Consider the following 25,172-nt stretch of genomic DNA (forward strand, 5'->3'; position numbering starts at 1 on the left):
TACTTCCTTAAGTAATTAAAAAAATCATAGGATGGAAACAATGAAGGGTCAACACTTAGAAAACATAGTTGAAAGTTGTGAGTGGTGAGTTGAGAACAATTAACATTTCACTCCCAACTAAGCACGGCTTTGCGTGTTATTTTAAAAGGGAGTGTATAGATGAAAAAAATACTAAAGATTAGCATGTTTTTACTTGTACTATTGAGTTTTACTGGGTGTGCTTCAAAGGTTAATACAGAAACAAAGGAAAACTCAAAATACAATAATTTAGCTGAGTATTATGAAAATGATATGTCTAAGCCTGAACATGAAGTGGTAAAGGCTAGAATTATACGTATTGATAAAGATGATACAAAAGAAGAACGTCCAGATGTCCCAATACAACAAGATATTAGATATCAGCACCTTTATGTGAGAATTCTGAATGGAAGTCATAAGGGAGAAGAATATGCATTAAGAAATACAATTGAGATGGTAAATCCATATCGATTAATTTTTAAAAAAGGGGAGAAGATGTATATCTATCTTTTCGAAAATGAAGATGGAAAGGTAGGGAATATTCACATTTATGAACGTATACGAGACACTGCTATTATTTGGTTGATAATTGCTTTCTTAGCCCTACTTATTATTATTGGTGGAATGAAAGGATTTAAAGCTGTAATTACTCTAGTTTTTACAGTAGTAGTAATTAGTTTTATTATGCTTCCCTTAATATTACGAGGGTACAATCCTTTATTAATAACTGTTGGTGCGGTTTCGGTTACAACTACATTTTCACTTGTTGTGATTAGCGGGTGGAATAGAAAGACACGTACAGCTATACTAGGTACAGTAGGTGGAGTGCTCATAGCTGCTGTTGTAGCCGGGGTTGTTGGACAATTTGCTATGTTAACAGGCCTTGGTGATGAACAAGCAAATATGTTGGCGTATATCCCTCAAAATAGACATCTTGACTTTAAGGGGATTTTGTTAGCTGGTATTATTATTGGAGCATTAGGAGCTGTAATGGATGTTGCTTTATCTGTAGCATCAGCAATGTGGGAAATTGAAGAAAACTCACCAAATATCTCAACAAAAAAATTGATACAATCTGGAATGAACATCGGAAAAGATGTTATGGGATCAATGTCTAACACGTTAATTTTGGCATATGTAGGTGGATCTATTCATTTGCTACTATTGTTTATAGCATACAATGTTTCTTTAACAGAGATTATAAATATGGATATGATAGCCTCAGAGATTGTAAGAGCAGTAGCTGGTAGTATAGGCTTAATCTCTGCAATACCTCTTACTACTTGGATTGGTGGTACAATTGGAAGAAAGAGAAACAAAGAATAAATTTGGAGTTATTTAGATTTCCCTCTTGAGTTTAGTAAAGATTCTATCCTACTAAGATTGACCTGGAAATTCAATCTTGGTATAATGTGGTAAAAGGGTTGGGGAGATGTTATTATGGAAAGAAATCAAGAGTATGAATATAGATTTATAAAAGTTGATTTAACTGGTTTTGCAACTTTGAAACCAAAAGAAAACTATCACGGGATAATTGAAGAACATGCAAAAGATGGGTGGAGACTAGTTCAGATATTTTCACCTTCAGTAGGGACAGGTGGTTTTTCTAAGTATTTTGAAATTATATTAGAAAGGTCCATTGGGAGTAGATTAAATGATGGGAAAATTGAGTAAATAGGATTTGCAAGAAAATTTAATATTGATAGGGGATAGAAATAAAATGTCCAAATTCTATTAAAAAGGAATTTGGACATTTTTTTATGTTATTAAATATTCATGGTTACACGTTAAATCTAAAGTTTACAACATCGCCATCTTGCATGATATACTCTTTACCTTCAAGTCTGTAGCATCCTTTTTCTTTAGCTACAGCTTCAGAGCCACATTCAACTAATTGATCAAAGCTTACTATTTCAGCTCTGATGAATCCTCTTTCAATGTCTGTGTGGATTTTACTAGCTGCTTTAGGGGCTTTAGTTCCTTTTATGATAGTCCATGCTCTAACTTCTTGAGGACCAGCTGTTAAGTAACTCATTAATCCTAATAGATCATATGAAGCATGTATTAATTTATCAAGTCCTGATTCTGTTAATCCATATTCGCTTAACATTTCAACTTTCTCTTCTTCTTCAAGTGTTGAAAGTTCTTCTTCAAGCTTAGCGCATACTATAACAACTCCAGAGTTCTCAGAAGCTGCATGCTCCTTAACAATCTTAACTAAGTCATTCTCTAAGTTGCCAGCAGCTAAATCTTCTTCAGATATGTTTGCTGCATAAAGAACTGGTTTTGAAGTTATAAGGAAAAGTGAATTAATGATTTCTTGTTCATCATCAGTAACTTCCATAGTTCTAACAGGTTTATTATTTTCTAAATGAAGTTTTGCTTTCTCCATTACAACCATTTCAGCTTTAGCAAGTTTATCCCCTGATTTTGCAAGTTTTGAAGTCTTAGCCATTCTTCTTTCAAGAACCTCTAAATCAGAAAAAATTAACTCAAGGTTAATAGTCTCTATATCTCTAATTGGATCAACAGATCCTTCAACGTGAACTACATTATCATCTGCAAAGCATCGTACAACATGTACAATAGATGCAACTTCTCTTATATGTGATAAGAATTTGTTCCCAAGACCTTCTCCTTGAGAAGCACCTTTAACAAGTCCAGCAATATCATAAAATTCAATAGCAGTTGGAACTTTTTTCTTTGAGTTATAAATCTCTTTAAGAACATCTAGTCGTTTGTCAGGAACACTAACAACTCCTACGTTTGGTTCTATAGTACAGAATGGGTAGTTAGCTGATTCTGCTCCAGCTTTTGTAATAGCATTAAATAATGTACTCTTACCTACGTTAGGTAAGCCAACTATTCCTAATTTCATATATATTAACATTCCTTTCTTTCATTAGTTATTTACTTTCATACACCTTATTCGCTAAATTTGGTTATTTTTTTCTCATCCCTAAAATTATACTCTACAAGTACCATTATTTCAAGAAAGTATTATAGATATATTGATAAACTACTTCGTAGATTTATATATAAAGAAGAAAGAAGAGACAATAAAGAATAAATGTTGTTGATATTCCTCGTACTTCAGAATATCTAGAATTTAATTTAGAGTGGTTAAATATATAGAAAAATTATAAGTAGAAAATATATAACCGGTCAAGGATTCGGAATGTATTTTGTAATAAATTTCAAATTGTTATTTTATTTTGTTTAAAGCTGGGATATTTGTCCATAATTAGAATATGAAAATGAATATTGAGGTGAAGAATGTGTTGAATTTGATTAAAAGTATTGAATATTGGAATGGAACAGTTCCGAAGAAAAATATTATGGAAATAATTGATAGAAAGGAAGAGGCTGCTCCGCACCTTATTAGTATATTAAAAAAAGTTTTAGAAAAGCCTGAGAAATTTCGAAAAGATAGTGACTATGTTGGACATAAGATTGCAATATATTTATTGGCACAGTTTAAATGTAAAGAAGCTTTTGAATATATTATTAAATTTTATTCTTTAGAAGAAAATCTTGCTTTTGACTTATTGGGATATAATCTTACTTATGATGAAAGTAGAGTTTTAGCATCTACTTATAATGGAGAACTATCGCTATTAACTAATATTATTGAGAATAAGGATGTATATGAAGTACACAGAAATGCTTGTGTTGATGCTTTGAAGATATTAGCACTACAGGCAGTTGTGGATAGAAAAAAAGTTATGGACTATTATAAAAAATTAATGAGAAAATCTATAAGCAAAAGCCAAAGTGAAGTAGAATGTGCGGTTTTTAATAGTCTTGAGCTGTATCCAGAAGAATTAATGGGTGAAATAGAAAGACTATATTTTGAGAAGAAAATTGATGAGAATATATTATTTAAGTGCAGTTTTAAGCAGACACTTGAAATGAAAAAAGAGGATGTTCTTGAATGCTATAGTGCACAAACATCTAATTCATTTATTGAGGATATATTAAATGAACTGATATTCTGGCAGGAGATAGCTGGAGAGATTTATTAAAGAATAAAGAATGATTAACAAAGAATAAAGAACAGAGAATAAATATGCAGGGTTCTGACTGAAGTCAGAACCTTTTTCTTGTATTGGTAATGAAAATAATAAGGGTTAACTGTTTCATTTTGATGAAACAAGGGAAATCGCTCCACTCTAGAAAAATACATAAATAAAAATGGGAATTTAAACCACTAGCTAAAATAGTGGATAAAACGCTCCACTTTTATGAAAAAAAGTCGGAAAATTGGAATTATTTTATGTATATGATTAAAAACTATACGGGTAAGTTGGCTATTGGTAAGGGTTTAGATATGTTTAAAGATATTTTCATTAAAATTAAAAAAAAAAAAAGAAATTTATAAAATTAAAAGGGTTTTTCTCATTTTTATAGAATATAAAACAGTAAGTGGATGAAAGTGGTGCAAAGTGGAGAAAAAGGGTTACGTGGGGTGCTGTTATGTTTATTGGGGAATACAAACATGCAATCGATAGTAAAAATAGAATGATAGTACCATCTAAATTCAGAGAGGGATTGGACAGTTCTTTTGTGTTGACAAAGGGGCTGGATGGATGCTTATATGCGTACCCTATGAACGAATGGAAGGAGTTAGAAAAAAAATTAAGAGCCCTTCCGCTAACTAGCAAAGATGCTAGAGCCTTCGTGAGATTCTTTTTTTCCGGCGCCAATGAGATTAATATTGATAAACAAGGTAGAGCATTAATACCACAAACATTAAAAGAATATGCAGCAATAGAAAAGGAAATAGTAAGTATAGGTGTAGCTTCTAGAATTGAAATATGGAGTAATGAAAAATGGGAAAGCTACAATGAGTCAGACATTGATTTTGAGGCAATAGCTGAAAAGATGAGTGAACTAGGTATTTAAAGTGAATATATAAAACTAAAGAAAGAAACATAGAGGAGATTATTATGGAATTTAAGCACACATCAGTATTATTAGAAGAGTGTATTGAGGCACTTGATATTAAAGAAAATGGAATATATGTTGATTGTACTATGGGTGGAGCAGGACATTCAAAAGAAATTATAAAGCTGTTAAGTAAAGAAGGAAAACTTATTGGTATAGATCAAGATATGGATGCAATTAAAACTGCCACTGAAAGATTAAGTGAATTTGATAATAAAATTATTGTACACGATAATTTTTATAATATTGATTACATACTTGAAAAAATTGAAATTCCCAAAATTGATGGGGTACTTATGGATTTAGGAGTTTCATCATATCAGCTTGATACTTCAGAAAGAGGATTTAGCTACATGAGAGAGGCTAAATTAGATATGAGAATGGACAGAGAGTGTGAATTAAGTGCTTATGAAGTAGTAAACGAATATTCAGAGGAAGAATTGACAAAAATCTTCTATGAGTATGGAGAAGAGCGATTTGCAAAAAGAATTGCTAGAAGAATAGGTGAAAAGCGAAGTGAAAAGCCTATTGAGACTACAATGGAATTAGTAGAAATTGTTGAAGCTGCGATACCAGACAGAACTAAAGTTAAGGGGTCTCATCCGGCAAAAAGAACTTTTCAAGCTATTAGAATAGAGGTAAACAGTGAATTAAGAATATTAAACAAAGCTATTGAAGATTCAGTAGCTAGATTAAATAAAGGTGGAAGGTTAGCAATAATCACATTCCATTCATTGGAAGATAGAATTGTAAAACACAAATTTAAAGAACTTGCTACAGGATGCACATGTCCTCGTGATTTTCCAATCTGTGTTTGTGGAAATGAACCAAAGGTGAAATTAGTTACTAGAAAACCAATTTTAGCAACAGAACTTGAATTAGAACATAATACAAGAAGTAGAAGTGCAAAACTTAGAGTTGTTGAGAAAGTATAAATTGTAATCTAAACAGTTCTAAAAAATCAGGAAGGTGAATAAAGTGATAGTAGTTGATAAGAAAAATATTGTAATGGGGAGTAATGCATTAGAAAATTCAGCTTTACCTGAAGTTGCGCCTAAAACCCAGAAAAAGAAAAATAAAAAAATAAAAAAACATGTATACGTACAAGAACATAAGGCTTATAAGAGAAGAAGAAATGTGATGACATTTGGATGTATTAGTTTATTCTTTGTTTTAGGTATGATTACTGTTGGAAGATATAATTTGATATTTGAGCAGCAAAAGAAAATTGAAGTGCTTAAATCTGAATTTAAAAGTTATCAATTTAAAAATGATCATTTGAAATTAAATCTGGCAAAAGGGTTTTCACTAAAAGAACTTGAAGATTATTCAATAGAGAATCTTCAAATGAAAGAAGTTGGTAAGGAAGATTGCTCATATGCTGATTTATCAAAAGATTATTTCGCAGATCCAGCTGAAAAATATACTTCTTCTCAAAAAGGAATTTTTGAGAAATTGGTAGAGTTGCTTTTTTAATACTTCTCTAGTGGAGGTTTTATGAAAGAATTTAGAGATCATGCTCAACGGAAAAAGAGAATGTTTTATGTCCTTAGTGGAGTGATGATTTTATTATCAATCCTCACTGTTAGACTTCTATATGTAATGACATATAAAAGTAATGAGTTTAAAGAACTTGCTTATAATCAATGGACCAGTGGAGTCAAGGTTGAACCTAAAAGAGGTACAATATATGATAGAAATGGGAAAGAATTGGTAGTGAGTGAAAACGTACATAAAGTTAATCTAGATCTTTCTATATTAAGAAAAGAACTTAAGGGGAAAAACATATCTGAAGAAGCACTTGCAAAAGATTTAGCTGAAATACTGAATATAAACTATAATAAAGTGCTTGATGAAATGACTAAAACCCTTCCAAATGGGAAACCACGAGGAAGTGCCATTTTAAAAAGAAGAATCGATGAAAAAGAGCAAAAGGAACTTAGAAAATATATTGAAAAATACGAATATGCAGGAATACTAATATCTCCTGATACAAAAAGATACTATGAGAATGGTAACTTTTTATCACATGTACTTGGACATACGCGAAGTGATGGTGTGGGACTAACGGGAGTTGAGTTAAGTTATGATAAATATCTTGCTGGAGTTCCAGGTAGAAAAATAGAAGAGATTGATAATGAGAGAAGTGAAAATAAGCCATATACCATAAGTAAATTTACAGATTCTATTGATGGTAAAGGGCTTGTTCTTACAATCGATAAAAATATTCAAGAGTTTGCTGAAAAAGCAGCAAATGAAGCTATGATTGATAACGATGCAAAGGCAGTTTCAATACTAGTAACTGATCCGAAGACAGGTGAGATTCTTGCACTTGTAAATAAACCTGATTATGATTTAAATGATCCGTGGATAAGTGACGACTTTAATGAAAATCAAAAATCGTGGAGAAATAGAGCTGTAAATGATACATTTGAACCGGGTTCAATCTTCAAGATTATAACAGCAACTGCAGCATTAGCTGAAGGCTTAGTAGATGATAATGATAAATTTTCTTGTTCTGGTAGTATGCAGGTAGCAAATAGAGTGGTTCATTGTCATAAAAGAACTGGTCATGGAGAACAGACTTTTTCAGAAATAATACAGAATTCATGTAACATGGGATTCATTGTTCTTGGAAAACGATTAGGTGCAGAAAAGTTAACTAAATACATTAAATTATTTGGATTAGGTGAAAAAACTGGTGTTGATCTTAGTGGAGAAGCAAAAGGTATAATTAAGAAAGCTAAAGATATTACAGAAATTGACTTGGCTACAATTTCCTTTGGACAAACTAATACTTTATCTATGATACAGTATATTCAAGCATTAAATGTTCTAGCTAATGGAGGGAAATTAGTAACACCACATGTAATGAGAGCTATTATTCATAAAGATGGAGACGGAAATGTAATTGTGGATAAAACTTTTAAGAGTAAAGTTGAGCAGAGCATTGATAAAGAAATAGCTGATAAAATGAGAGTCTATCTCGAAAAGGTTGTTGAGATAGGGGGAGGGAAAAAGGCATATATACCTGGGTATAGAATAGGTGGAAAGACTGGAACAGCTCAAAAGGTGGATTACCAAAAAGGCGGATATGCTTCTGGAAAGTATGTAGCATCTTTTGGTGGAATGGCGCCTTGTGATGATCCTATTGTTTCAATTATGATATCTATTGATGAACCTAACCCAGCTTTATATTATGCAGGGCAGATAGCAGCGCCAGTTGCTAAGAATCTATTCTTTGATGTTTTAAACTATTATGGAATAGAGCCAGATGGAGACAAAGAAAATCTAGAAAAATTCTTAAAGAAAGATATTATACTTCCTGAGTTTAGAGGACTTGATATTCAAGATTGTAAAAAGTTAGCTAAAGATTTAAATATTAAGTTGAGGTATGAAGGAGAAGGAAAGTATATTAACGATATGACACCAAAACCTGGATTCACCCTTAAGGAAGATGATGAAATTATATTGTATTTAGGTGATGAAATTCAAGGTGAAATGAAAGTGATTATACCAGATTTAGTTGGCATGGAAGGTGAACGAGCTAAGAAGCTTCTTGAAAAATTAGGATTGGAATATGTAGTTTCTGGAGAGGGTGTAGTAACAAGTACAACCCCTAAAGCTGGGATGATAATCAATAAAGGTACTAAGGTTATTTTGAACCTTGATCGTGATTATTAGGAAGATAGATTATAATTACACAATTGTGATATAATTAAAATACCGGCAGAAAATTCTGCCGGGTTTTTAAGGCACATGAAAATAAATAATAAGTCGAAGATACACACCTTAGACCTATGACTAGTTATTAATTTGAATATGCCTTAAGTAATTGAGAGGAGTATGGAAATGAAACTTACATCTAGAGAATTAATTGATACACTTAATGGTGAGGTTATAACATACGGTGAAAAGGGATCCATACAAGGTGTTGAAACTGACACTAGAAGACTTGGTGAGAATTTCATCTTTTTTGCATTAAAGGGAGCAAGGGTAGATGGAAATGACATGGTAGATGAAGCTGTTAAAAATGGGGCTATCTTGTGTGTGGTTGACAAGTATAAAGAAGAATTTAAAAAATATGAAAAAAAGATAACTATAGTTAAGGTAGAAAATACTAAAGAAGCATTATATAAGCTCGCTGAATATTATAGGAATAAGTTTGATATTAAGGTGATTGGTATTACAGGCTCAACTGGTAAGACATCAACAAAAGATATATTATCTGGTGCTTTGAGTGAAAAATTCAGTGTGTTCAAAACAATTGGTAATTTTAACAGTGATATTGGATTACCACTTATGATATTTAAGTTTAAGGATGAACATGAAGTTGCAGTATTAGAGATGGGAATGAGTGGTTTTGGAGAGATTGAGCTTCTAGCAAAAATTGCACGTCCTGATATTGCAATAATAACTAACATTGGAGAATCTCATCTGGAACAATTAAAGACTAGAGAAAATATACTTAAGGCGAAGATGGAGATTACAAAATACTTTAATGAGAAGAATGTTTTAATAATAAATAATGACAATGATATGCTTAGGACCATAGATGAAGAGAGGTTTGAGATTATACCATGTTCGATTCAAGGAAATGGAAAATTAAACTCAGATATTCTTGATATAAATATTTCAGAGAGCTTCTTTAAGATTACTAATGGTGAATATAATGGAGAGACATTTAATTTGAAGATGCCTGGTGAACATAACATTTCAAATGCACTTTTAAGTATTGCTGTATGTGAAATAGTAGGAATGACGTCAGAAGAGATTAACAGTGGACTAAAAAAAATTGATAAAACATCAATGAGGTTGGATATTAAAAAACATGAAGAAGGCGGATATATAATTATTAATGATGCTTATAATGCAAGTCCAGACTCAATGAAAGCAGCCATTGATGTGATGAACACGATACAAGGGAAGAAGATTTGTGTATTAGGAACTATGAAAGAACTAGGAGAGAAGAGTAGTGAATTACATAGAGAAATTGGAGAATATGCTTTAGAACAAGGTGTGGAGAAATTGTTTGTTGTAGGAGAAGGTTCTCAGAACTATCTTTCGGGGTTTGCAGATAGAGAAGGATATGTTTTTAAAACTAAAGAAGACCTTATTCAAAAGTTAAAGGGGGAACTGACAGCAGAACATGTAGTATTAATCAAGGCATCTAGATCAATGAAGTTTGAAACTATTTATAATGAACTTATAATGAATTAGGTGATATACTATAGGGATCGCTGAAAAATAAATTCCCCTATTGTTGTTTCAAAAGGGAAGTGATTTTTTAGCCGACTCATAGCTGTCTAAATAAGTGAACGAGAGAGGTTGAAAATATGAGTAAAATTATTTACGCGGTTTTACTATCTGTAATTATAACACTAGTGATTACACCCTTTATGTTAAACTTATTAAGGAATTTAAAGACAGGACAAAATATTAGGGAAGATGGACCAAGAAGTCATCTTTCAAAAGCTGGAACCACTAGTATGGGTGGATTGATTTTCATTCTAGCAACTATGGTAACTTATTTCATTATTGTTGGAGTTGAAACATTCTTCTCTGAAGAGTCTTTGTTAGTAATTATATCATTTTTAGGATTTGGATTTATAGGGTTCTTAGATGATTATCTTAAGATTGTTAAGAAAGTTAATGAAGGGTTGAAATCAAAACAAAAATTAATATTGCAGATTATATTTGGTGGGATAATTGGTTTCTTTGCAATGAGAATATTAGATTCTACGGAAATTTTGATTCCTTTTATTGGTCAATATTTTGATATTAAATGGCTATATATACCATTCGTAGTTATATATATGACGGCTACAACTAATGCAACTAATTTGACAGATGGAATTGATGGGCTACTAGCATCTGTTTCAATTCTAGTCATTGCATTTTTTGCAGTAGTTTCTTATAGTTTTGGTAATTATCCATTGGCAATCTTTTGTGGAGTTTTAGCTGGTGCTTTATTAGGATTTTTAAGAGTTAATTCTTACCCTGCTTCGGTATTTATGGGTGATACTGGTTCTTTAGCTATAGGTGGAGCTATAGGAGCAGTTGCTTTGGTATTACAACTTGAACTTATTGTAGTGATTGTAGGTGGAATATATGTAATTGAAGCTCTATCTGATATTATTCAAGTTGGAAGTTGTAAGATAAGAAAAAAAAGAGTATTCAAAATGGCACCGTTACATCATCACTTTGAAGAATCAGGTTGGCATGAAAATAAAGTAGTATCTATGTTCACAATCATAACTGTTTTATTATGTTTATTGGGATTTTTAGCAATAACAATTAATATTTAAGAGATATTAAGTAGTATGAAATGCAGAGTATAAAACAAAAGAAGAACTTATTCAAAAGTTAAAGGCGGATTTAACAGAAGAACATGTATTATTAATAAAGGCGTCAAGAACAATGAAGTTCGAAACTATTTATAATGAGCTTTTGAAAATAAGTTTTTTCAGATGTCTAAATTAAAGAACGAGAGAGGTTGGAAATATGAGTACGATTATATATGCAGTTATACTATCAACAATTATAACACTTGTGAGTACACCGTTTATGTTGAACCTATTAAGAAAGTTAAAGACAGGGCAAAACATAAGAGAAGAAGGTCCTAGGAGTCACTTTTCAAAGGCAGGGACACCAAGTATGGGTGGATTGATTTTTATTATAGCAACTATAGTAACTTATTTCCTTGTAGCTGGGTGGAAAATATTTTTCTCAGGAGAGTCACTATTAGTAATTATATCATTCTTGAGCTTTGGATTTATTGGGTTCTTGGATGATTATCTGAAGATTGTAAAGAAGGTTAATGAAGGATTAAAATCAAAACAAAAATTGATACTACAAATTATATTTGGTACAATTATTGGTTTTTTAGCTATGAGGATTTTGGGTTCAACAGAAATTATGATACCTTTTACAGGAAAATATGTTGATTTAAAATGGCTATATATACCATTTGTGGTTATATATATGACTGGCACAACTAATGCAACTAATTTGACAGATGGAATTGATGGGTTGTTAACATCAGTATCAATTCTTGTAGCTACTTTTTTCGCAACAATTTGTTTTAGCTTCTCAAATTATCCATTGGCTATCTTCTGTGGAATTTTAGCAGGTGCTTTATTAGGTTTTTTAAAAGTGAATTCATACCCTGCATCCGTGTTCATGGGTGACACTGGTTCTTTAGCTATAGGTGGGGCTATCGGAGCTGTTGCTTTGGTATTAAAGCTTGAACTGATTATTGTAATTGTAGGTGGAATATATGTAATAGAAGCTCTTTCTGTAATTATACAAGTTGGAAGTTATAAGACAAGAAAGAAAAGAGTATTCAAAATGGCACCTTTACATCATCACTTTGAAGAATTAGGGTGGCACGAAAATAAAGTAGTATCAATGTTTTCGATTATAACTGTATTATTATGTCTAGTTGGATTTTTAGCAATAACGGTTAATGTATAGAGAATTCATAGTGAAACCTAATTTATGCACAGCTTAGAAAAAGTTATATAATAACTGTATCAAAATCGTAGGTTTAATGTGTATGTATAAATTAATAGTTGAAGTGGAATCTCTTAAGCAATTTTCAGGAGGGAGAAATGGGGAAATTAAAAAAAAGAGTAGGAGAAATTGATTTCTATCTTCTAAGTACGGTTCTAATTCTCGTAGCAATAGGTATTGTTATGGTATGGAGTGCCTCGTCCTATATAGCACTTCATAAGTACAATAATGCAAATTATTTTTTAATAAAACAAGGAATAAACGTAACGATTGGTTTAGTTGGCATGGTTATTGCCATAAATATTGATTATCATAAATATAAGAAATTCACTTTGCCACTAGCTGTTGTGACATTCATCTTGCTAGTAATTGTACTTTTTTCGAAACCAGTAAACGGTGCAACAAGGTGGATAAATTTAGGGTTTACTACACTTCAACCCTCAGAGATAGCTAAGTATGCATTAGTTATGATATTAGCATTTAGTTTAGAGAGAGTTGGAGAAAAAATAAAAAAGTTACCTGTCTTATTGTTGCATTTAGGTATTGGTTTTTTCTTTGCTGGAATGGTTTTGCTTGAAAAAAATATGAGTATTTTTTCAGTGATGGTTATTGTGACATTTATAGTTGTTTTTATTGATGGTGCTAAATTCATACATTTGTTTGGACTTGGTATAACAGCAGTTGTTGGAGGTGTATTCCTTATCTTTGCTGAACCATATAGAGTGAAGCGACTAATGAGTTTTAGGAACCCTTGGGTGGATCCGTTAGATACGGGATATCAATTAATTCAATCATTCTATGCTCTTGGAACTGGTGGACTTATGGGTGTTGGTCTTGGTCAATCAAGACAAAAAGCTTTTTATATTCCGGAACCACATAATGATTTTATTTTCTCTATTATAGGGGAAGAGCTAGGGTTCATAGGATGTGCAGCAATAATACTAGTATTTTGTTTCTTCATAATCAGAGGTGTTGGAATTGCATTTAAAGCAAAAGATACATATGGTACATTAATTGCTATTGGATTCACTTCAATAATCGCAATACAGGCAATAATCAATATTGCAGTAGTATCAGGTAGTATGCCGGTAACAGGTGTGCCATTGCCCTTTATTAGCTATGGTGGAAGTGCGATTGCTATAAACTTATTTGCCATGGGGGTACTTCTCAATATATCTAAACAAAATTCAAAATAAAATTTTAAGCTGAGCGACAGCTCAGCTTAAATGTTATATGAGGTGAATTTTATATGGTAGAGAAAAAAAAGAATGGAAAAAGCATATCAAGTTCAAAGGAAAGAAATGAACAACATTATGGTGAATATCTTTTAAAAAATAAGGAGAAGCTCATTAAAAAGAGAAAAAAGAAACGTTTAAAGAATAAGTTAATGCTCCTATTTGTACTATTAGTAGCAATTGGGATTTATATATCATTAAAACAAGAAATATTTAATTTGAATTCTATAACAGTATCAGGTAATAAAATTGTTAAGACGGATGAGATAAAGATGCTGGCAAATGTACGAATTGGAGATAATATCTTTATGTTAAAAGATAAAGAAATCAAAGGAAATATTTTAATAAATGGTTATATTAAGAGTGTGACTATAAAAAGAAAGTTTCCTGATGAAATTATTCTTAGTGTAGAAGAGAGAAATGCATTCTATTATGAAAAAATTGGTGATGTATTTTATATTCTTGATAAAGAGTGTTATGTACTTGAATCAAAAAGTAATATTAACAGCTTAAATCTCCTAGAAGTCAAAGGATTGGATTTTGAAGGTATGGTAATTGGCGAAAAACTGAAACAGGAAGATATCAGAAAAGAAAGTTTTTTATCTGAACTGGAAGGGTTAGTAAAGATTAATACTAGTGGGCATGAAATAGTTGAAGTAGATTTGAGTGATATGAATAATATTAATTTGAACATAGGTAAGTTCAATATAAGATTGGGTAGTGAAGAAAATTTAAAAGAGAAGTTAAATAAAGCTATAAATATTTATTTAGAAAAGGATTTGGAAAATCTAAGTGGATATATAGAAGTTGGCTTTGAAGGAAATCCTGTTATTTATATTAATGAAACTAATGAAGAAACTAATGAAGAAAGTACTGAAAAAAAGGAAAATGACACAAATTAACAAAAGATTATAAGAAATCTTGTATTATACTAATTAATTAGCTAAATAGTCATAAAAAAAGAGGAAATTGACATTTTATAAAGAAGTATAACAAGGGAGGAATAATTATGAGTTTTAACGTTATAGATAATGTAAAAAAAATACGAAATGAAGTTCCAGAAACAGTATCATTAATATGTGTTTCTAAAACTAAACCAAACGAGTTAATTATGGAAGCTTATAATGCTGGGGAAAGAGAATTTGGTGAAAATAAGGTTCAAGAACTTACCGAAAAGTATGAAACTCTTCCAAAGGATATAAAATGGCATTTCATAGGTCATTTACAGCGAAATAAGGTTAAATATATAGTAGGGAAATTACACTTACTTCATTCATTAGATGGTGTTAAACTTCTTCATGAATTAGAGAAGAGGTATGGAAAAGAAGAGTTAGAGTTGAATACACTAATTCAGGTTAATGTGGGTGAAGAAGAAAGTAAGACAGGTTTACATAAAAATGAAGTGAATGATTTCATTAAAGAAGTTGAAAAATGTTCTCATGTGAAAGTTAAAGGGATTATGGCTATTATACCTAAAGGAACAGAGGAACAGTGTAGAAGTTATTTTAAAGAAATGAAAGAGATGTATGAGAATCTAAAAAAAATGGATTATAATAATGTATCAATGGAAATACTCTCAATGGGTATGTCAGGAGATTATAAAATTGCTATAGATGAAGGATCAAATATGGTAAGAGTAGGAACTGGGGTATTTGGAAATAGAGTATACAAATAAGGAGGAGTAATAATGGCAAAGAAAAAAAAAGGTAAATTTTTAAATAATATGCTTGGTCTTCATGAAGAAGAATATGACGAATATGATGAATTTGAAGAAGATGAAGAATTTGAAGACAATGAGGAGAGAATAAAACCTATAAGAACGCATAAAATAAATAATGTAGTTGATATACAATCTGCAGGAGCGTCAATTTCTTCTAGTTCACCAAGAGTATTTATCTCGAAACCTGCTGATTTTGAAGAAGCAACGGTAATTGTTGATAACTTAAAAAGTAAAAAAATAGTTGTTGTGAATACAAACAGTATTGATTGTAATGTTGGACAAAGATTACTTGATTTTATAAGTGGAGCTTCTTATGCATTATCAGCTGAACTTCAGCAGATAGATAAAGGGGTATATCTTTTATCTCCTTCTAATGTAGAGGTGAATAGTTCACTTAAAAACGAATTGTCAAGCAAAGGTATGTTTAGTTTTATTAAATAAATATCTAATTTCAAAAACATATGAGGACTTCAAATGGATAAAGAAAAATTTATGAATTTTTTTACTAAAGAAGAGCAACCAAGTGCAATCAAGGTTTATAATTCAGTACAAATGTGCTTGGATTTTAATACACTTATTGTGGTAGATGAATTTATTACACCTAATATTTGGTATAAAACTTCTAAATTTTTAGATAGTTACCATTTCAAGAGTGTAGCTGATGGTTTCTTTGAAAATGCTGAAAGAAGAATGGTTGCATTTTACCCACAAGAGTGGGACTTACCTATTGATTTCCCTTATGTAATTATCAAAATAACCAATAGGTCAAAGTTTAAGAAGCTTGAGCATAGACATTACCTGGGAACACTATTGTCATTAGGTCTTAAAAGAGAAAAAATAGGGGATTTAATCCTTAAAAATGATATGTGTTATGTTCCAGTAGTTTATGATATAGTAGAATATATAATAAATTCACTAGAAAAAATAAATGGTTGCGCAGTAAGAATAGAGAAAATTGAACAAGAAGAGTATGCTTCAATACAGAGTGGTGTAGAACTTAAAGAAAAGCTAATTTTATGTTCAAGTATGCGAATTGATTGTGTAGTGTGTGCTGTTATAAATATCTCCAGAAGTAGAGGAGAAAAAATCATCTCATCAGGAAAAGTAATGGTTGACTATAGTGTGGTTGATAAGAAAAATTTTGAGATAAAAGAAGGCTCGAGATTGACTATTAGAGGATTTGGAAAGTATATTGTAGGTGAGATTGTTGGAACTACTAAAAAGGATAGATTTAGAGTTAAATTATTACAATATAAATAGAATGAAATTTTGTAAACACATCTAACATGAAACATCTAGAAGCATAGCTGTTTCAGATTAAATATGTTCGAAATTTAGATCATTCTATACAAATAGTCGAAAGGGGGGAAGGTTACTTAGTAACCAAAACAATGAATTTATCACCCAATGATGTGAATAGTAGAGAATTTAAGAGAGCTATGAGAGGTTATAAAAGAGATGAGGTTCATGACTTTCTTGAAGATGTAGCAGAAGATTTTGAAAAACTATACAAGGAAAATGGTGTTTTAAAAGATAAAGTTAGTGTATTAGAAGAACGTTTAAAACACTATAAGGATATGGAAGATACAATTCAAAAAACTTTAGTAATGGCACAGAATACTGCTGAAGAAGCTAAGAAAAATGCTCTCAAAGAAAGTGAGTTAATTATTAAAGATGCCAATGAGACTGGTGCAAGAATAATTGACAGAGCAAAGAATGACGTTATTGAGATAAACCATGAATATGATAAACTTAAAGGTGAGTTCAAGATATTTAGAAGTAAATTTAGAAACTTCATGAATAGTCAGATTGATATGTTCGAAAGTCTTGAAAAAGATTTTGAAAAGACTTATAATTTAGGTGTTGAATCTCAGGTTAATAATGATAAACCCGTTAGATATGAGAATTTCAAAAAAGAATTAAAAGAAATGGAAGATGTAAAACTAGATAAGACAGCAGCGTATAATACAAGTGAAATAAATACACGAAGCAAACATAGAGTTGACTCTCTAGACAATATAAAAACATTCTTTTCAGAATAACTCACTCGCAATTTGAGTGAGATTTTTATTGACTATTAATCAAAGGGCAGTTATCATTTCATTATAGACATGAAGATTATGCCACTAGGTGGATAAGGTGTACATTTTAAGGAGGAAGAATAATGATTGTTGGTATTATAGGAGCAATGAAAGAAGAGGTAGAAATACTTGTTAGTGAAATGGAAATTGAGAGAATTGAAAAAAAAGCTAAAATGGAATTCAATTATGGAACTTTCCAAGATAAAAAGGTAGTTATTGTTACAAGTGGAATTGGTAAGGTTAATGCGGCTGTTTGTACACAGATACTGATAGATGATTTTAATGTAAATTGTGTTATTAATGTTGGAATAGCTGGTGGGCTTAAGAAAGATATATTCCCGGGAGATGTTGTTGTTGCAACTGATCTTGTTCAACATGATATGGACACAACTTTCTTTGGAGATAAGCTTGGGCAAATTCCAAGATTAGATACATTTGATTTTAGATGTGATGAAAGACTTGTTGAAAAAGCTTATAATGCATGTAAAAATAGTGTTTACAATAAGTATGAAAAGGGAAGAATTGTATCAGGAGATCAATTTATTAGTAGTGGGGAAAAATTAAAAGCTTTAGATATTGAATTTAATGCTTATGCATGTGAAATGGAAGGTGCAAGTATTGCACAAGTTGCATATTTGAATAATATACCTTTTGTTGTTATCAGATCAATTTCAGATAACGCAATAAATGGTACTCACATGGATTATGAGAAATTCTCTCCAATAGCTATACAGAACTCAACGAAAATCCTTAGAGATATGTTGAAAAATATGTAGGTGGTATTATGACAAAACTATTAATTGATAAAGCCTCAGGGAAAGATATTAAATTTGATATAGGCAGAGATGATGTAGATAAGGTTACTATTGGTGATAAAAAGGTAATGATTTCAGGTCCTTGTTCTGTAGAAGATATTGATACTATGAGGTTAATATGTAAGAGATTAAAGGAAATTGGTATTCATGTACTAAGAGGTGGAGCTTTTAAACCGAGAACAAGTCCATATGATTTTCAAGGACTAGGTGAAGAAGGTGTGCGAATATTACATAAGGTAAGTAGAGAGAACAAAATGCCTTTTGTAACTGAGGTTATGGATGCGAGACACATAGAATTGATTGAACCATATGCTGATATGCTGCAGATTGGTTCAAGAAATATGTATAATTATACTCTTTTAAAAGAAGTAGGTAAGCTTAATGTACCAATTATTCTTAAAAGAGGAATGAGTGCTACTCTAAGTGAATGGTTATTAGCTGCTGAATATATTTTAAAAGAGGGAAATGAAAAGGTTATAATGTGTGAAAGAGGTATAAGAACCTTTGAGAATTACACTAGAAATACTCTGGATTTGAACTCGGTTGCTGTAATAAAAACTAAATATCGTTTGCCTGTAATTGTTGATCCTAGCCATGGAACTGGATTAAGAGAATTAGTACCGACCATGTCATTATCTGCAATTGCAACTGGGTGTGATGGATTAATTATTGAATCGCATATCAATCCTGACAATGCAATATCAGATGCTAGACAAACAATAACAGTAGAAGCATTAAAAAACTTAAATGACAAAATAAAATTGATGGAAAATCTATTAAATAACTAAAAAGAGTTATAAAATTACCTACTTTAGAAAAAATAAAATAAAGGGGTGATTTTATGGCTATTAAAGACTATCAAATTTACAAAGGTGCTCTTTTAAATGAGAAAGAAAGAGTGAAGAATTTATTAAATGGTATGGACAAGGGAATCTATCTTGAAGAATTAGGTGGTGAGTTATCTATTTTAGATAACCATCCAGCTGATATTGGTGAAGAGATGGCTTCTTGTGATACAGTACGGGCGCTTAGAGGAAATGAAATGAAAATTTTAGACAAAATTGACAATTCTCTTGAAAAGATAGATGACGGAACATATGGAATTTGTCCTATGTGTAGTGGGAAAATTAGTAAAGAACGATTGCAATTTATGCCTTATGCTGAGTACTGTATAAAGTGTCAAAATGACTTAACTTCTGTATATAAGAATGATTTTAGTAGAAGACCACTTGAAGAACAGGTCCTACAGCCTTTTAACTTTGGATATAATGATTTTAAAGATGATCCAGGGTTCGATGCAGAAGATACTTATCAAGCTGTTGAAAGTTTTAATAGACAAAAAAACTTAGATGATTATTATTATGATGATGATGAGTATGTTGAAGGAATTGAAGCTATAAGTAATGGGCAATACAGGCATCAATTGTTGTAAATTGGGTATTTGAATATACCTTAATAGATTTATAGTTTTAGAACGTAGAGGAGATAAATATACTCTACGTTCTAAATCACAATAAGCTGTAATATTACATAGGGGGGGATTTCTTGCTAGAGTTGATAATAGTAGTACTTGGTGTGATACTTGATAGAGTGACAAAAGTTTGGGCTGTTACTTTAAAAGGGCAAGCGGGAATAACAATAATAAATGGGTTCTTTGGTTTCGAGTATTTAGAAAACAGAGGGGCTGCATTTGGTATATTTCAAGAAAAAAAGATTTTTTTAGTAGGATTCACTAGTATCGTTTTAATAGCGTTAATAGTATTTCTAATAAAAGAAAGAAAGAACAGTAGATTAATGAGTGTTAGTCTTTCTTTAATTATTAGTGGTGCTATTGGAAATTTATATGACAGGGTTTTTAGTGGATATGTAACTGATTTTATCCTTGTACATTATAAAGATATATACTATTTTCCGACTTTCAATGTAGCTGATATTCTAGTGGTTGTTGGAACAGGATTATTAATGATACTTCTTATTAAAGAGATGATAGAAGAGAAAAAAGGATTGGATGAAAAGAATGTGTAAGATTGATTTAATAACAGAAGAAGAGCAAGTTGGTTATAGATTGGACATGTTACTTGGTGAAATAGATAGTGATAGATCTAGAAGTTTTTATCAAAAGATGATTGAAAGAGGAGAAGTTCTCGTTAATGGTAAAAGTGTTAAATGTAAATATAAAGTAAAACTTGGTGATAGAATTGTAGTGGAAGATACGCAACCTATTCCTTTAGAAGCTATTGCAGAAGATATCCCGATTAATATTATTTACGAAGATTCAGATATAGTAGTTGTTAATAAAGAGCAGGGAATGGTTGTTCATCCTGCACCAGGAAATTATACAGGAACTCTCGTAAATGCTCTTTTGTATCATTGTGACAATCTATCTGGTATTAATGGTGTAATAAGGCCAGGAATTGTTCATAGAATAGATAAAGACACATCAGGTATATTAGTAGTTGCGAAGAATGATTATGCTCACATGAAGCTTGGTGAGCTGTTTCATGAGCATGAAATAGAAAGGGAATACTATGCTCTTGTTGAAGGGGTTTTGAAAAGTGATGAAGGGGTGGTTGACAAACCTCTAGGAAGAGATCCTAAAATAAGAGTGAAGATGGCTATAGTTAAAGATGGAAAGAGAGCTGTAACCCACTATTCAGTTATTGAGAGATATAAAGGATTTACCCTAGTAAAATGTAAATTGGAAACCGGAAGAACACATCAAATAAGAGTTCATATGGCATCATTAGGTCATCCACTTGTTGGTGACCCCATATATGGAATCAAAAAGCAGAAATTCAATTTGAAGGGTCAGATGCTACATGCAAAATCTCTTGCTTTTGTTCACCCAAAAACTGAGAAGTATGTTGAATTTAATTCGGAGTTACCAGAACATTTTACAAGAATACTGTCTAAATTAGAAAAGAAAGAACTTTAGGAGAGATAATATGATATTAAAAGCTGAAATTTTAGATGATAAAGCTGTTAAAAGAACTCTTACAAGAATAGCTCATGAGATAATTGAGAAGAATCAAGGGGTAGAGGATCTTGTACTTGTTGGGATTAAGAGTCGAGGAGTGCCTTTAGCTAATAGAATAGCGGCTCTTATTGAAAAATTTGAAGATGTACCTGTGAGTATCGCTACAGTAGATATAACATACTACAGAGATGATCTCACAGAAGCATATGAGTCACCTGTTTTAAATAAAAATAATATTGAAATGGATCTTAAAGGTAAAAAAGTGGTTCTTATAGATGATGTTATATACACAGGAAGGACTGTTAGAGCTGCTATGGATGCGGTTTTTGACAAAGGTAGAGCTGAGTCAATACAATTAGCTGTACTAGTTGATAGAGGCCATAGAGAACTTCCTATCAGAGCAGATTTTGTTGGTAAGAATATACCAACTTCAAAAAAAGAGAATGTAAAGGTACATCTTGCTGAAATAGATGGGGAAGATTCTGTTAAGATATACGACAAGGAGTAAGACTCTTTAAATAAATGGATAATTGATAATGTATAATGGAGAACGATGGAGGGTTCTGACTGAGGTCAGAACCTTTAATTTTATTGTTCTTTAGGACAATAGAGGGTTACTCATTTTATCTTGAGATAAAATATTGTAATTAAAATACAGGGTTTTATCTTTGATAAAATAATCTGGTGAGGTTTAAAATAATGTTGATGATATAGTGTTTTTAGGGAACCTGTTTGGTTTTTTTTAGTTTACGTTTTATAAACGTTTAATCAAAATAAGTTTTCCATACATATTGCACCTAACTCATTTTTGTGCTTCAACCACTTAATTTTATTTGATGCATAAAATTAGAGTAAAGTGAACTAATCTAACATTTTATTATACTCATCTTCTGCACACAGAATGAAGTATTGGCCCATCTTCTTCTTTATAAACCACACCTCTTTTACACTCAATAACTGTAAATCCTGTTTTTTGTGCTAAATCTATCATTTCATCAATCGTAAAGATTTCCCAATAACAATCTGTATTTGCATAAGCAAAGAACTTTTTATCATCAAGATATTGAGGGTATTTTGCTTCTAAAAATTCTTTGTCATGCCCAGAAAAACTAAGTATTCCATTACTTTTCAAAACCCGATTGCATTCTTTTAAAATATGTATTTTATTCTCTTCTTCATAAAAAAGGCCGAAAGTCTGTGACCATATTATTACAACATCAAATGTATTACTTTTAAAGGGTAAGTCTAATCCATTAGTTAATAAAAACTCTATATTTCTTTTACGTTCTGAAGCAAATTGTTTTGCAGGTTCTATAATCTTTTCAGATATGTCAGTAGCCGTAATTTTAAACCACTTATCATACAAACAAAACGCTTCTCTACCCATGCCACAACCTATATCAAGAACCCATGATTTAACAGGAAAATAAGAAATTACTTCGTTTTCCCAAACTTTTAGGTTTTTTTTTTGGTGTAATCTCGCATATCTCCTATTGCACGTTCATCAGAGTATAAATTTTTTACAATTTCTATATTGTTATTCATGCACATCCCCCCCAATAAAATTGATAAATTTTAATTTGCATTTTATTACAATTCCGTATTAAAACATTAGATGTTATTACAACACACTTCAAAGAAGTTATACATAAATTACTTTATTATTAGTACAAGTATACTGCGTTATATCTAACAATAATCTTTTTAAGATAGCTCTCTTTTTTAAAACACTGTTGAAAACTTTTTTTGTATCCTAAACCTTATTATACCATCAAGGGATGGATTTTTTTCAACATCTTTTTAAAAAAGAGAGCTATATAAAATATATTAACAAAAATCCACCACTCAATTACCGCAAAGTGGTGGATTTTTAATTAAAGGTTTTAAATGATTTTTGCACGATAAAATATTGTACTTGAAATACAATGTTTTCCCTTAAGGAAAACGAGTTAAGTTCCATTGTTATCTAACCAATAAAATGTAGTTTCTGCCCTAAAGCAGAAGCATCCATCATTATCCATTCTCCATTTCCTTTAGTCGGTTTTATTCCTTGGTTTCCAGTTTTGGCTCAACGGGATCTATAAAGAAGGTTTTATTAGTATAATATATCACCATTCCTGGCTTAGCACCGCTAGGTTTTTTTACGTTTTTCACCTCTGTATAGTCTACAGGTACTTTGGTAGAATCCTTTCCTTTGCTATAATATGCAGCGAGGTTAGCAGCCTCATCTAAAGTTGACTCAGGAATATTTCCAGTATTTTTAACTATTACATGAGATCCTGGTATATCTTTAGTATGCAACCATATATCTTTCTTCGAAGCGAACTTAAGGGTTAAGTAATCATTCTGAAGGTTGTTTTTACCTACATAGATGTCAATACCATCGCTTGATAGAAAATGAAGAGGGGCAGATTTCCCTTCCTTTACTTTCTTTTTAGATTTCTTTTTCTTAAGATAGCCACTTTCAACAAGCTCTTTTTTTATTTCGGTGATTTCGCTTGCAGTTCTACAATTAGAAATATTCACTAGTACAGAGTTTAAATATGAGAACTCTTCTTTAGCATTACTCAATTGAATTTGAGCCATCTCTTCAGATTTTTTCATCTTGTTATATCTTTTATAATACTTCTGAATATTTTCAGATACTGTCTTATTTGGATCTAGAGTAATCTCAACATATTCCTCTTTATCAGTTACATAATAGTTCAATAGAGATACTTTTTCACTACCTTCTTTTACACTATGGATAAAAGATGTTAAGAGTTCACCATAAAGTTGGTATTTGTCTCTCTTTTTACAATCAATGAGTGTTTTTTCTAGTATTTTAATCTTCTTAGCACACCTATCAACATTGTTAGCTACCAATTTATGAATCTCTGCAGATTTACCATGCATTCTATCTTGAAGATCTTTTTCATAATAAAATTTCTCACATAGTTCACTAGGATTCTCAAATGACAGATAATCCATACCTTTGTTCAGTAAATGAGTTAATTCCACACAGTGGAAGGTTTTAAGATACCCGTCTAAGGAATATGTTCCGAAATTCTTGTTATTCACTTTAAAATCTTCTAATATTTGTTGAATTTCATCAATGTGACTTGTCAAGGAACTTCCGTTTTCACCATCATCTTTAAATTTCAATCTGTAAAGCAACTCTTTAGATAATTCTGCTCCAAAACCGGTGAATATTCTACTAAAAATCTTCTCAGAGAAATCAAGCTCTTCAAGTTTTGATAATAACTCTTCCTTGGAGAAGGTATAAGGATCAAGTTGTTTAGATTCAGGTGGATATACATATGGTAAACCACTTAAAACTGTACGATATGTATTTTTAGAAACTCCAATGTGTTTAATGCTATCCATAATAATATTATCTGAACATCTTACTAGAGAAATATTGCTGTGACGTCCCATAATTTCAACTATAAGAACAAATTTACTTACAAAACCAAGTTCGTCAGTGCTTTCAAAGAGAATATTGAGAACTCTATCAGTGCTGACCTGTTGTATATCTAATACCTTAGCTCCTTTTATGTATTTTCTCAATACCATACAAAACATAGGAGCAGTTAAAGGGTTTTCTTTTTTTATATCTGTAAAATGTATTCTAGGATAGTTTGAAGAAGCACTAATTAATAGTCCTCTGTTTTTTCTATTAATTTTAAAATTTAATATTATTTCATCTTTCTCTGGTTGAGAGATTTTTTCAACTTTTCTTCCAATAAGTTCTTTTGAAAGATCTTCAGTTAAAGACTTTAAAAAGAAACCATCTAATGCCATAATAATCATCCTTTCTATGTATACTTTTAAACTTAACTATTACTTATAGAGAATCCATAGTTAAACTTTATTTATACATGC

Annotated in this window: 24 protein-coding genes and 1 pseudogene; 22 read left to right on the forward strand and 3 right to left on the reverse strand. The window is 31.1% G+C overall.

Going from position 1 to position 25,172, the window contains the following annotated elements:
* Positions 1–159: 159 nt before the first annotated feature.
* Together KDK92_RS23535 and KDK92_RS23540 are read left to right on the forward strand one after the other, a co-directional pair.
* Positions 160–1,344 carry a YibE/F family protein gene (locus KDK92_RS23535; protein ID WP_250861876.1) on the forward strand — a complete coding sequence of 395 codons (1,185 nt, stop codon included), beginning with the start codon at positions 160–162 and terminating at the stop codon, positions 1,342–1,344.
* Between the two features lie 114 nt (positions 1,345–1,458).
* Positions 1,459–1,692 carry a DUF4177 domain-containing protein gene (locus tag KDK92_RS23540; protein ID WP_250861877.1) on the forward strand — a complete coding sequence of 78 codons (234 nt, stop codon included), beginning with the start codon at positions 1,459–1,461 and terminating at the stop codon, positions 1,690–1,692.
* Positions 1,693–1,798: 106 nt separating this feature from the next.
* Here KDK92_RS23540 and ychF read toward each other — a convergent pair whose 3' ends face one another.
* On the reverse strand, positions 1,799–2,896 hold the full coding sequence (gene ychF, locus KDK92_RS23545; protein ID WP_250861878.1) for a redox-regulated ATPase YchF: 1,098 nt from the start codon (positions 2,894–2,896) through the stop codon (positions 1,799–1,801).
* Between the two features lie 373 nt (positions 2,897–3,269).
* Here ychF and KDK92_RS23550 point away from each other — a divergent pair, with 373 nt between their 5' ends.
* The 20 genes from KDK92_RS23550 to pyrR all read left to right on the forward strand — a co-directional run bounded on the left by KDK92_RS23550 (position 3,270) and on the right by pyrR (position 21,816).
* On the forward strand, positions 3,270–4,043 hold the full coding sequence (locus KDK92_RS23550) for a DUF1186 domain-containing protein (RefSeq protein ID WP_250861879.1): 774 nt from the start codon (positions 3,270–3,272) through the stop codon (positions 4,041–4,043).
* Positions 4,044–4,494: 451 nt separating this feature from the next.
* Entirely contained in the window at positions 4,495–4,923 is a 429-nt protein-coding gene (mraZ, locus tag KDK92_RS23555) for a division/cell wall cluster transcriptional repressor MraZ (protein ID WP_250862033.1), read from the forward strand.
* A gap of 44 nt (positions 4,924–4,967) precedes the next feature.
* Complete coding sequence (gene rsmH, locus KDK92_RS23560; RefSeq protein ID WP_250861880.1) at positions 4,968–5,900, forward strand: 16S rRNA (cytosine(1402)-N(4))-methyltransferase RsmH; 933 nt, start codon at positions 4,968–4,970, stop codon at positions 5,898–5,900.
* Between the two features lie 43 nt (positions 5,901–5,943).
* Entirely contained in the window at positions 5,944–6,441 is a 498-nt protein-coding gene (locus tag KDK92_RS23565) for a hypothetical protein (RefSeq protein WP_250861881.1), read from the forward strand.
* 21 nt (positions 6,442–6,462) lie between these two features.
* Positions 6,463–8,649 (forward strand): stage V sporulation protein D, encoded by a 2,187-nt coding sequence (locus KDK92_RS23570; RefSeq protein ID WP_250861882.1) that lies wholly within the window; start codon positions 6,463–6,465, stop codon positions 8,647–8,649.
* 168 nt (positions 8,650–8,817) lie between these two features.
* Positions 8,818–10,185: a UDP-N-acetylmuramoyl-tripeptide--D-alanyl-D-alanine ligase gene (locus KDK92_RS23575; protein ID WP_250861883.1), complete on the forward strand. Its 1,368-nt coding sequence runs from the start codon at positions 8,818–8,820 to the stop codon at positions 10,183–10,185.
* Positions 10,186–10,301: 116 nt separating this feature from the next.
* Positions 10,302–11,273, forward strand: a complete 972-nt coding sequence (mraY, locus tag KDK92_RS23580) for a phospho-N-acetylmuramoyl-pentapeptide-transferase (protein ID WP_250861884.1) — start codon at positions 10,302–10,304, stop codon at positions 11,271–11,273.
* 196 nt (positions 11,274–11,469) lie between these two features.
* The gene (gene mraY / locus KDK92_RS23585) at positions 11,470–12,441 is read left to right on the forward strand and encodes a phospho-N-acetylmuramoyl-pentapeptide-transferase (protein ID WP_250861885.1); all 972 of its coding nucleotides are present in this window, start codon (positions 11,470–11,472) and stop codon (positions 12,439–12,441) included.
* A 137-nt stretch (positions 12,442–12,578) separates the two neighbouring features.
* Positions 12,579–13,676 carry a putative lipid II flippase FtsW gene (gene ftsW / locus KDK92_RS23590; protein ID WP_250861886.1) on the forward strand — a complete coding sequence of 366 codons (1,098 nt, stop codon included), beginning with the start codon at positions 12,579–12,581 and terminating at the stop codon, positions 13,674–13,676.
* Between the two features lie 53 nt (positions 13,677–13,729).
* Entirely contained in the window at positions 13,730–14,617 is an 888-nt protein-coding gene (locus KDK92_RS23595; protein WP_250861887.1) for a cell division protein FtsQ/DivIB, read from the forward strand.
* Between the two features lie 107 nt (positions 14,618–14,724).
* Positions 14,725–15,390: a YggS family pyridoxal phosphate-dependent enzyme gene (locus tag KDK92_RS23600; protein ID WP_250861888.1), complete on the forward strand. Its 666-nt coding sequence runs from the start codon at positions 14,725–14,727 to the stop codon at positions 15,388–15,390.
* A 12-nt stretch (positions 15,391–15,402) separates the two neighbouring features.
* The gene (locus KDK92_RS23605; RefSeq protein ID WP_250861889.1) at positions 15,403–15,876 is read left to right on the forward strand and encodes a cell division protein SepF; all 474 of its coding nucleotides are present in this window, start codon (positions 15,403–15,405) and stop codon (positions 15,874–15,876) included.
* 33 nt (positions 15,877–15,909) lie between these two features.
* A complete protein-coding gene (locus KDK92_RS23610) occupies positions 15,910–16,695 on the forward strand; it encodes a YlmH family RNA-binding protein (RefSeq protein WP_250861890.1) in 786 nt (261 codons plus the stop codon).
* A gap of 131 nt (positions 16,696–16,826) precedes the next feature.
* On the forward strand, positions 16,827–17,477 hold the full coding sequence (locus KDK92_RS23615) for a DivIVA domain-containing protein (RefSeq protein ID WP_250861891.1): 651 nt from the start codon (positions 16,827–16,829) through the stop codon (positions 17,475–17,477).
* A gap of 122 nt (positions 17,478–17,599) precedes the next feature.
* Positions 17,600–18,292, forward strand: a complete 693-nt coding sequence (locus tag KDK92_RS23620; RefSeq protein ID WP_250861892.1) for a 5'-methylthioadenosine/adenosylhomocysteine nucleosidase — start codon at positions 17,600–17,602, stop codon at positions 18,290–18,292.
* A gap of 8 nt (positions 18,293–18,300) precedes the next feature.
* Positions 18,301–19,119 (forward strand): 3-deoxy-7-phosphoheptulonate synthase, encoded by an 819-nt coding sequence (aroF, locus tag KDK92_RS23625; RefSeq protein WP_250861893.1) that lies wholly within the window; start codon positions 18,301–18,303, stop codon positions 19,117–19,119.
* Positions 19,120–19,172: 53 nt separating this feature from the next.
* Positions 19,173–19,763, forward strand: coding sequence for a TraR/DksA C4-type zinc finger protein (locus tag KDK92_RS23630; protein WP_250861894.1), 591 nt, complete (start codon positions 19,173–19,175; stop codon positions 19,761–19,763).
* A gap of 113 nt (positions 19,764–19,876) precedes the next feature.
* Positions 19,877–20,356 carry a signal peptidase II gene (lspA, locus tag KDK92_RS23635; RefSeq protein ID WP_250861895.1) on the forward strand — a complete coding sequence of 160 codons (480 nt, stop codon included), beginning with the start codon at positions 19,877–19,879 and terminating at the stop codon, positions 20,354–20,356.
* Complete coding sequence (locus KDK92_RS23640; RefSeq protein ID WP_250861896.1) at positions 20,349–21,266, forward strand: RluA family pseudouridine synthase; 918 nt, start codon at positions 20,349–20,351, stop codon at positions 21,264–21,266. The genes lspA and KDK92_RS23640 overlap by 8 nt, the downstream gene beginning before the upstream one ends.
* A 10-nt stretch (positions 21,267–21,276) precedes the next feature.
* Positions 21,277–21,816, forward strand: a complete 540-nt coding sequence (pyrR, locus tag KDK92_RS23645; RefSeq protein ID WP_250861897.1) for a bifunctional pyr operon transcriptional regulator/uracil phosphoribosyltransferase PyrR — start codon at positions 21,277–21,279, stop codon at positions 21,814–21,816.
* 375 nt (positions 21,817–22,191) lie between these two features.
* Here the strand turns inward: pyrR and KDK92_RS23650 are convergent.
* Positions 22,192–22,749, reverse strand: a pseudogene (locus KDK92_RS23650) (class I SAM-dependent methyltransferase); the annotation flags it as partial.
* A gap of 602 nt (positions 22,750–23,351) precedes the next feature.
* A complete protein-coding gene (locus tag KDK92_RS23655; protein WP_250861898.1) occupies positions 23,352–25,091 on the reverse strand; it encodes an Rqc2 family fibronectin-binding protein in 1,740 nt (579 codons plus the stop codon).
* Between the last annotated feature and the right edge of the window lie 81 nt (positions 25,092–25,172).

It is taken from the genome of Oceanirhabdus seepicola (assembly GCF_023684385.1).
Classification (GTDB): domain Bacteria; phylum Bacillota; class Clostridia; order Clostridiales; family Clostridiaceae; genus Oceanirhabdus; species Oceanirhabdus seepicola.

What these genes read in the sequence shown, in the direction of transcription:
- KDK92_RS23615 (WP_250861891.1), top strand. Translation starts at nt 16,827, where the DNA reads ATGAATTTATCACCCAATGATGTGAATAGTAGAGAATTTAAGAGAGCT.
- KDK92_RS23535 (WP_250861876.1), top strand. Translation starts at nt 160, where the DNA reads ATGAAAAAAATACTAAAGATTAGCATGTTTTTACTTGTACTATTGAGT.
- KDK92_RS23540 (WP_250861877.1), top strand. Translation starts at nt 1,459, where the DNA reads ATGGAAAGAAATCAAGAGTATGAATATAGATTTATAAAAGTTGATTTA.
- KDK92_RS23595 (WP_250861887.1), top strand. Translation starts at nt 13,730, where the DNA reads ATGGTAGAGAAAAAAAAGAATGGAAAAAGCATATCAAGTTCAAAGGAA.
- KDK92_RS23640 (WP_250861896.1), top strand. Translation starts at nt 20,349, where the DNA reads ATGTGTAAGATTGATTTAATAACAGAAGAAGAGCAAGTTGGTTATAGA.
- aroF (WP_250861893.1), top strand. Translation starts at nt 18,301, where the DNA reads ATGACAAAACTATTAATTGATAAAGCCTCAGGGAAAGATATTAAATTT.
- KDK92_RS23600 (WP_250861888.1), top strand. Translation starts at nt 14,725, where the DNA reads ATGAGTTTTAACGTTATAGATAATGTAAAAAAAATACGAAATGAAGTT.
- KDK92_RS23605 (WP_250861889.1), top strand. Translation starts at nt 15,403, where the DNA reads ATGGCAAAGAAAAAAAAAGGTAAATTTTTAAATAATATGCTTGGTCTT.
- KDK92_RS23630 (WP_250861894.1), top strand. Translation starts at nt 19,173, where the DNA reads ATGGCTATTAAAGACTATCAAATTTACAAAGGTGCTCTTTTAAATGAG.
- mraY (WP_250861884.1), top strand. Translation starts at nt 10,302, where the DNA reads ATGAGTAAAATTATTTACGCGGTTTTACTATCTGTAATTATAACACTA.
- pyrR (WP_250861897.1), top strand. Translation starts at nt 21,277, where the DNA reads ATGATATTAAAAGCTGAAATTTTAGATGATAAAGCTGTTAAAAGAACT.
- mraZ (WP_250862033.1), top strand. Translation starts at nt 4,495, where the DNA reads ATGTTTATTGGGGAATACAAACATGCAATCGATAGTAAAAATAGAATG.
- KDK92_RS23610 (WP_250861890.1), top strand. Translation starts at nt 15,910, where the DNA reads ATGGATAAAGAAAAATTTATGAATTTTTTTACTAAAGAAGAGCAACCA.
- KDK92_RS23575 (WP_250861883.1), top strand. Translation starts at nt 8,818, where the DNA reads ATGAAACTTACATCTAGAGAATTAATTGATACACTTAATGGTGAGGTT.
- KDK92_RS23550 (WP_250861879.1), top strand. Translation starts at nt 3,270, where the DNA reads ATGAAAATGAATATTGAGGTGAAGAATGTGTTGAATTTGATTAAAAGT.
- KDK92_RS23655 (WP_250861898.1), bottom strand. Translation starts at nt 25,091, where the DNA reads ATGGCATTAGATGGTTTCTTTTTAAAGTCTTTAACTGAAGATCTTTCA.
- ychF (WP_250861878.1), bottom strand. Translation starts at nt 2,896, where the DNA reads ATGAAATTAGGAATAGTTGGCTTACCTAACGTAGGTAAGAGTACATTA.
- ftsW (WP_250861886.1), top strand. Translation starts at nt 12,579, where the DNA reads ATGGGGAAATTAAAAAAAAGAGTAGGAGAAATTGATTTCTATCTTCTA.
- rsmH (WP_250861880.1), top strand. Translation starts at nt 4,968, where the DNA reads ATGGAATTTAAGCACACATCAGTATTATTAGAAGAGTGTATTGAGGCA.
- KDK92_RS23620 (WP_250861892.1), top strand. Translation starts at nt 17,600, where the DNA reads ATGATTGTTGGTATTATAGGAGCAATGAAAGAAGAGGTAGAAATACTT.
- KDK92_RS23570 (WP_250861882.1), top strand. Translation starts at nt 6,463, where the DNA reads ATGAAAGAATTTAGAGATCATGCTCAACGGAAAAAGAGAATGTTTTAT.
- mraY (WP_250861885.1), top strand. Translation starts at nt 11,470, where the DNA reads ATGAGTACGATTATATATGCAGTTATACTATCAACAATTATAACACTT.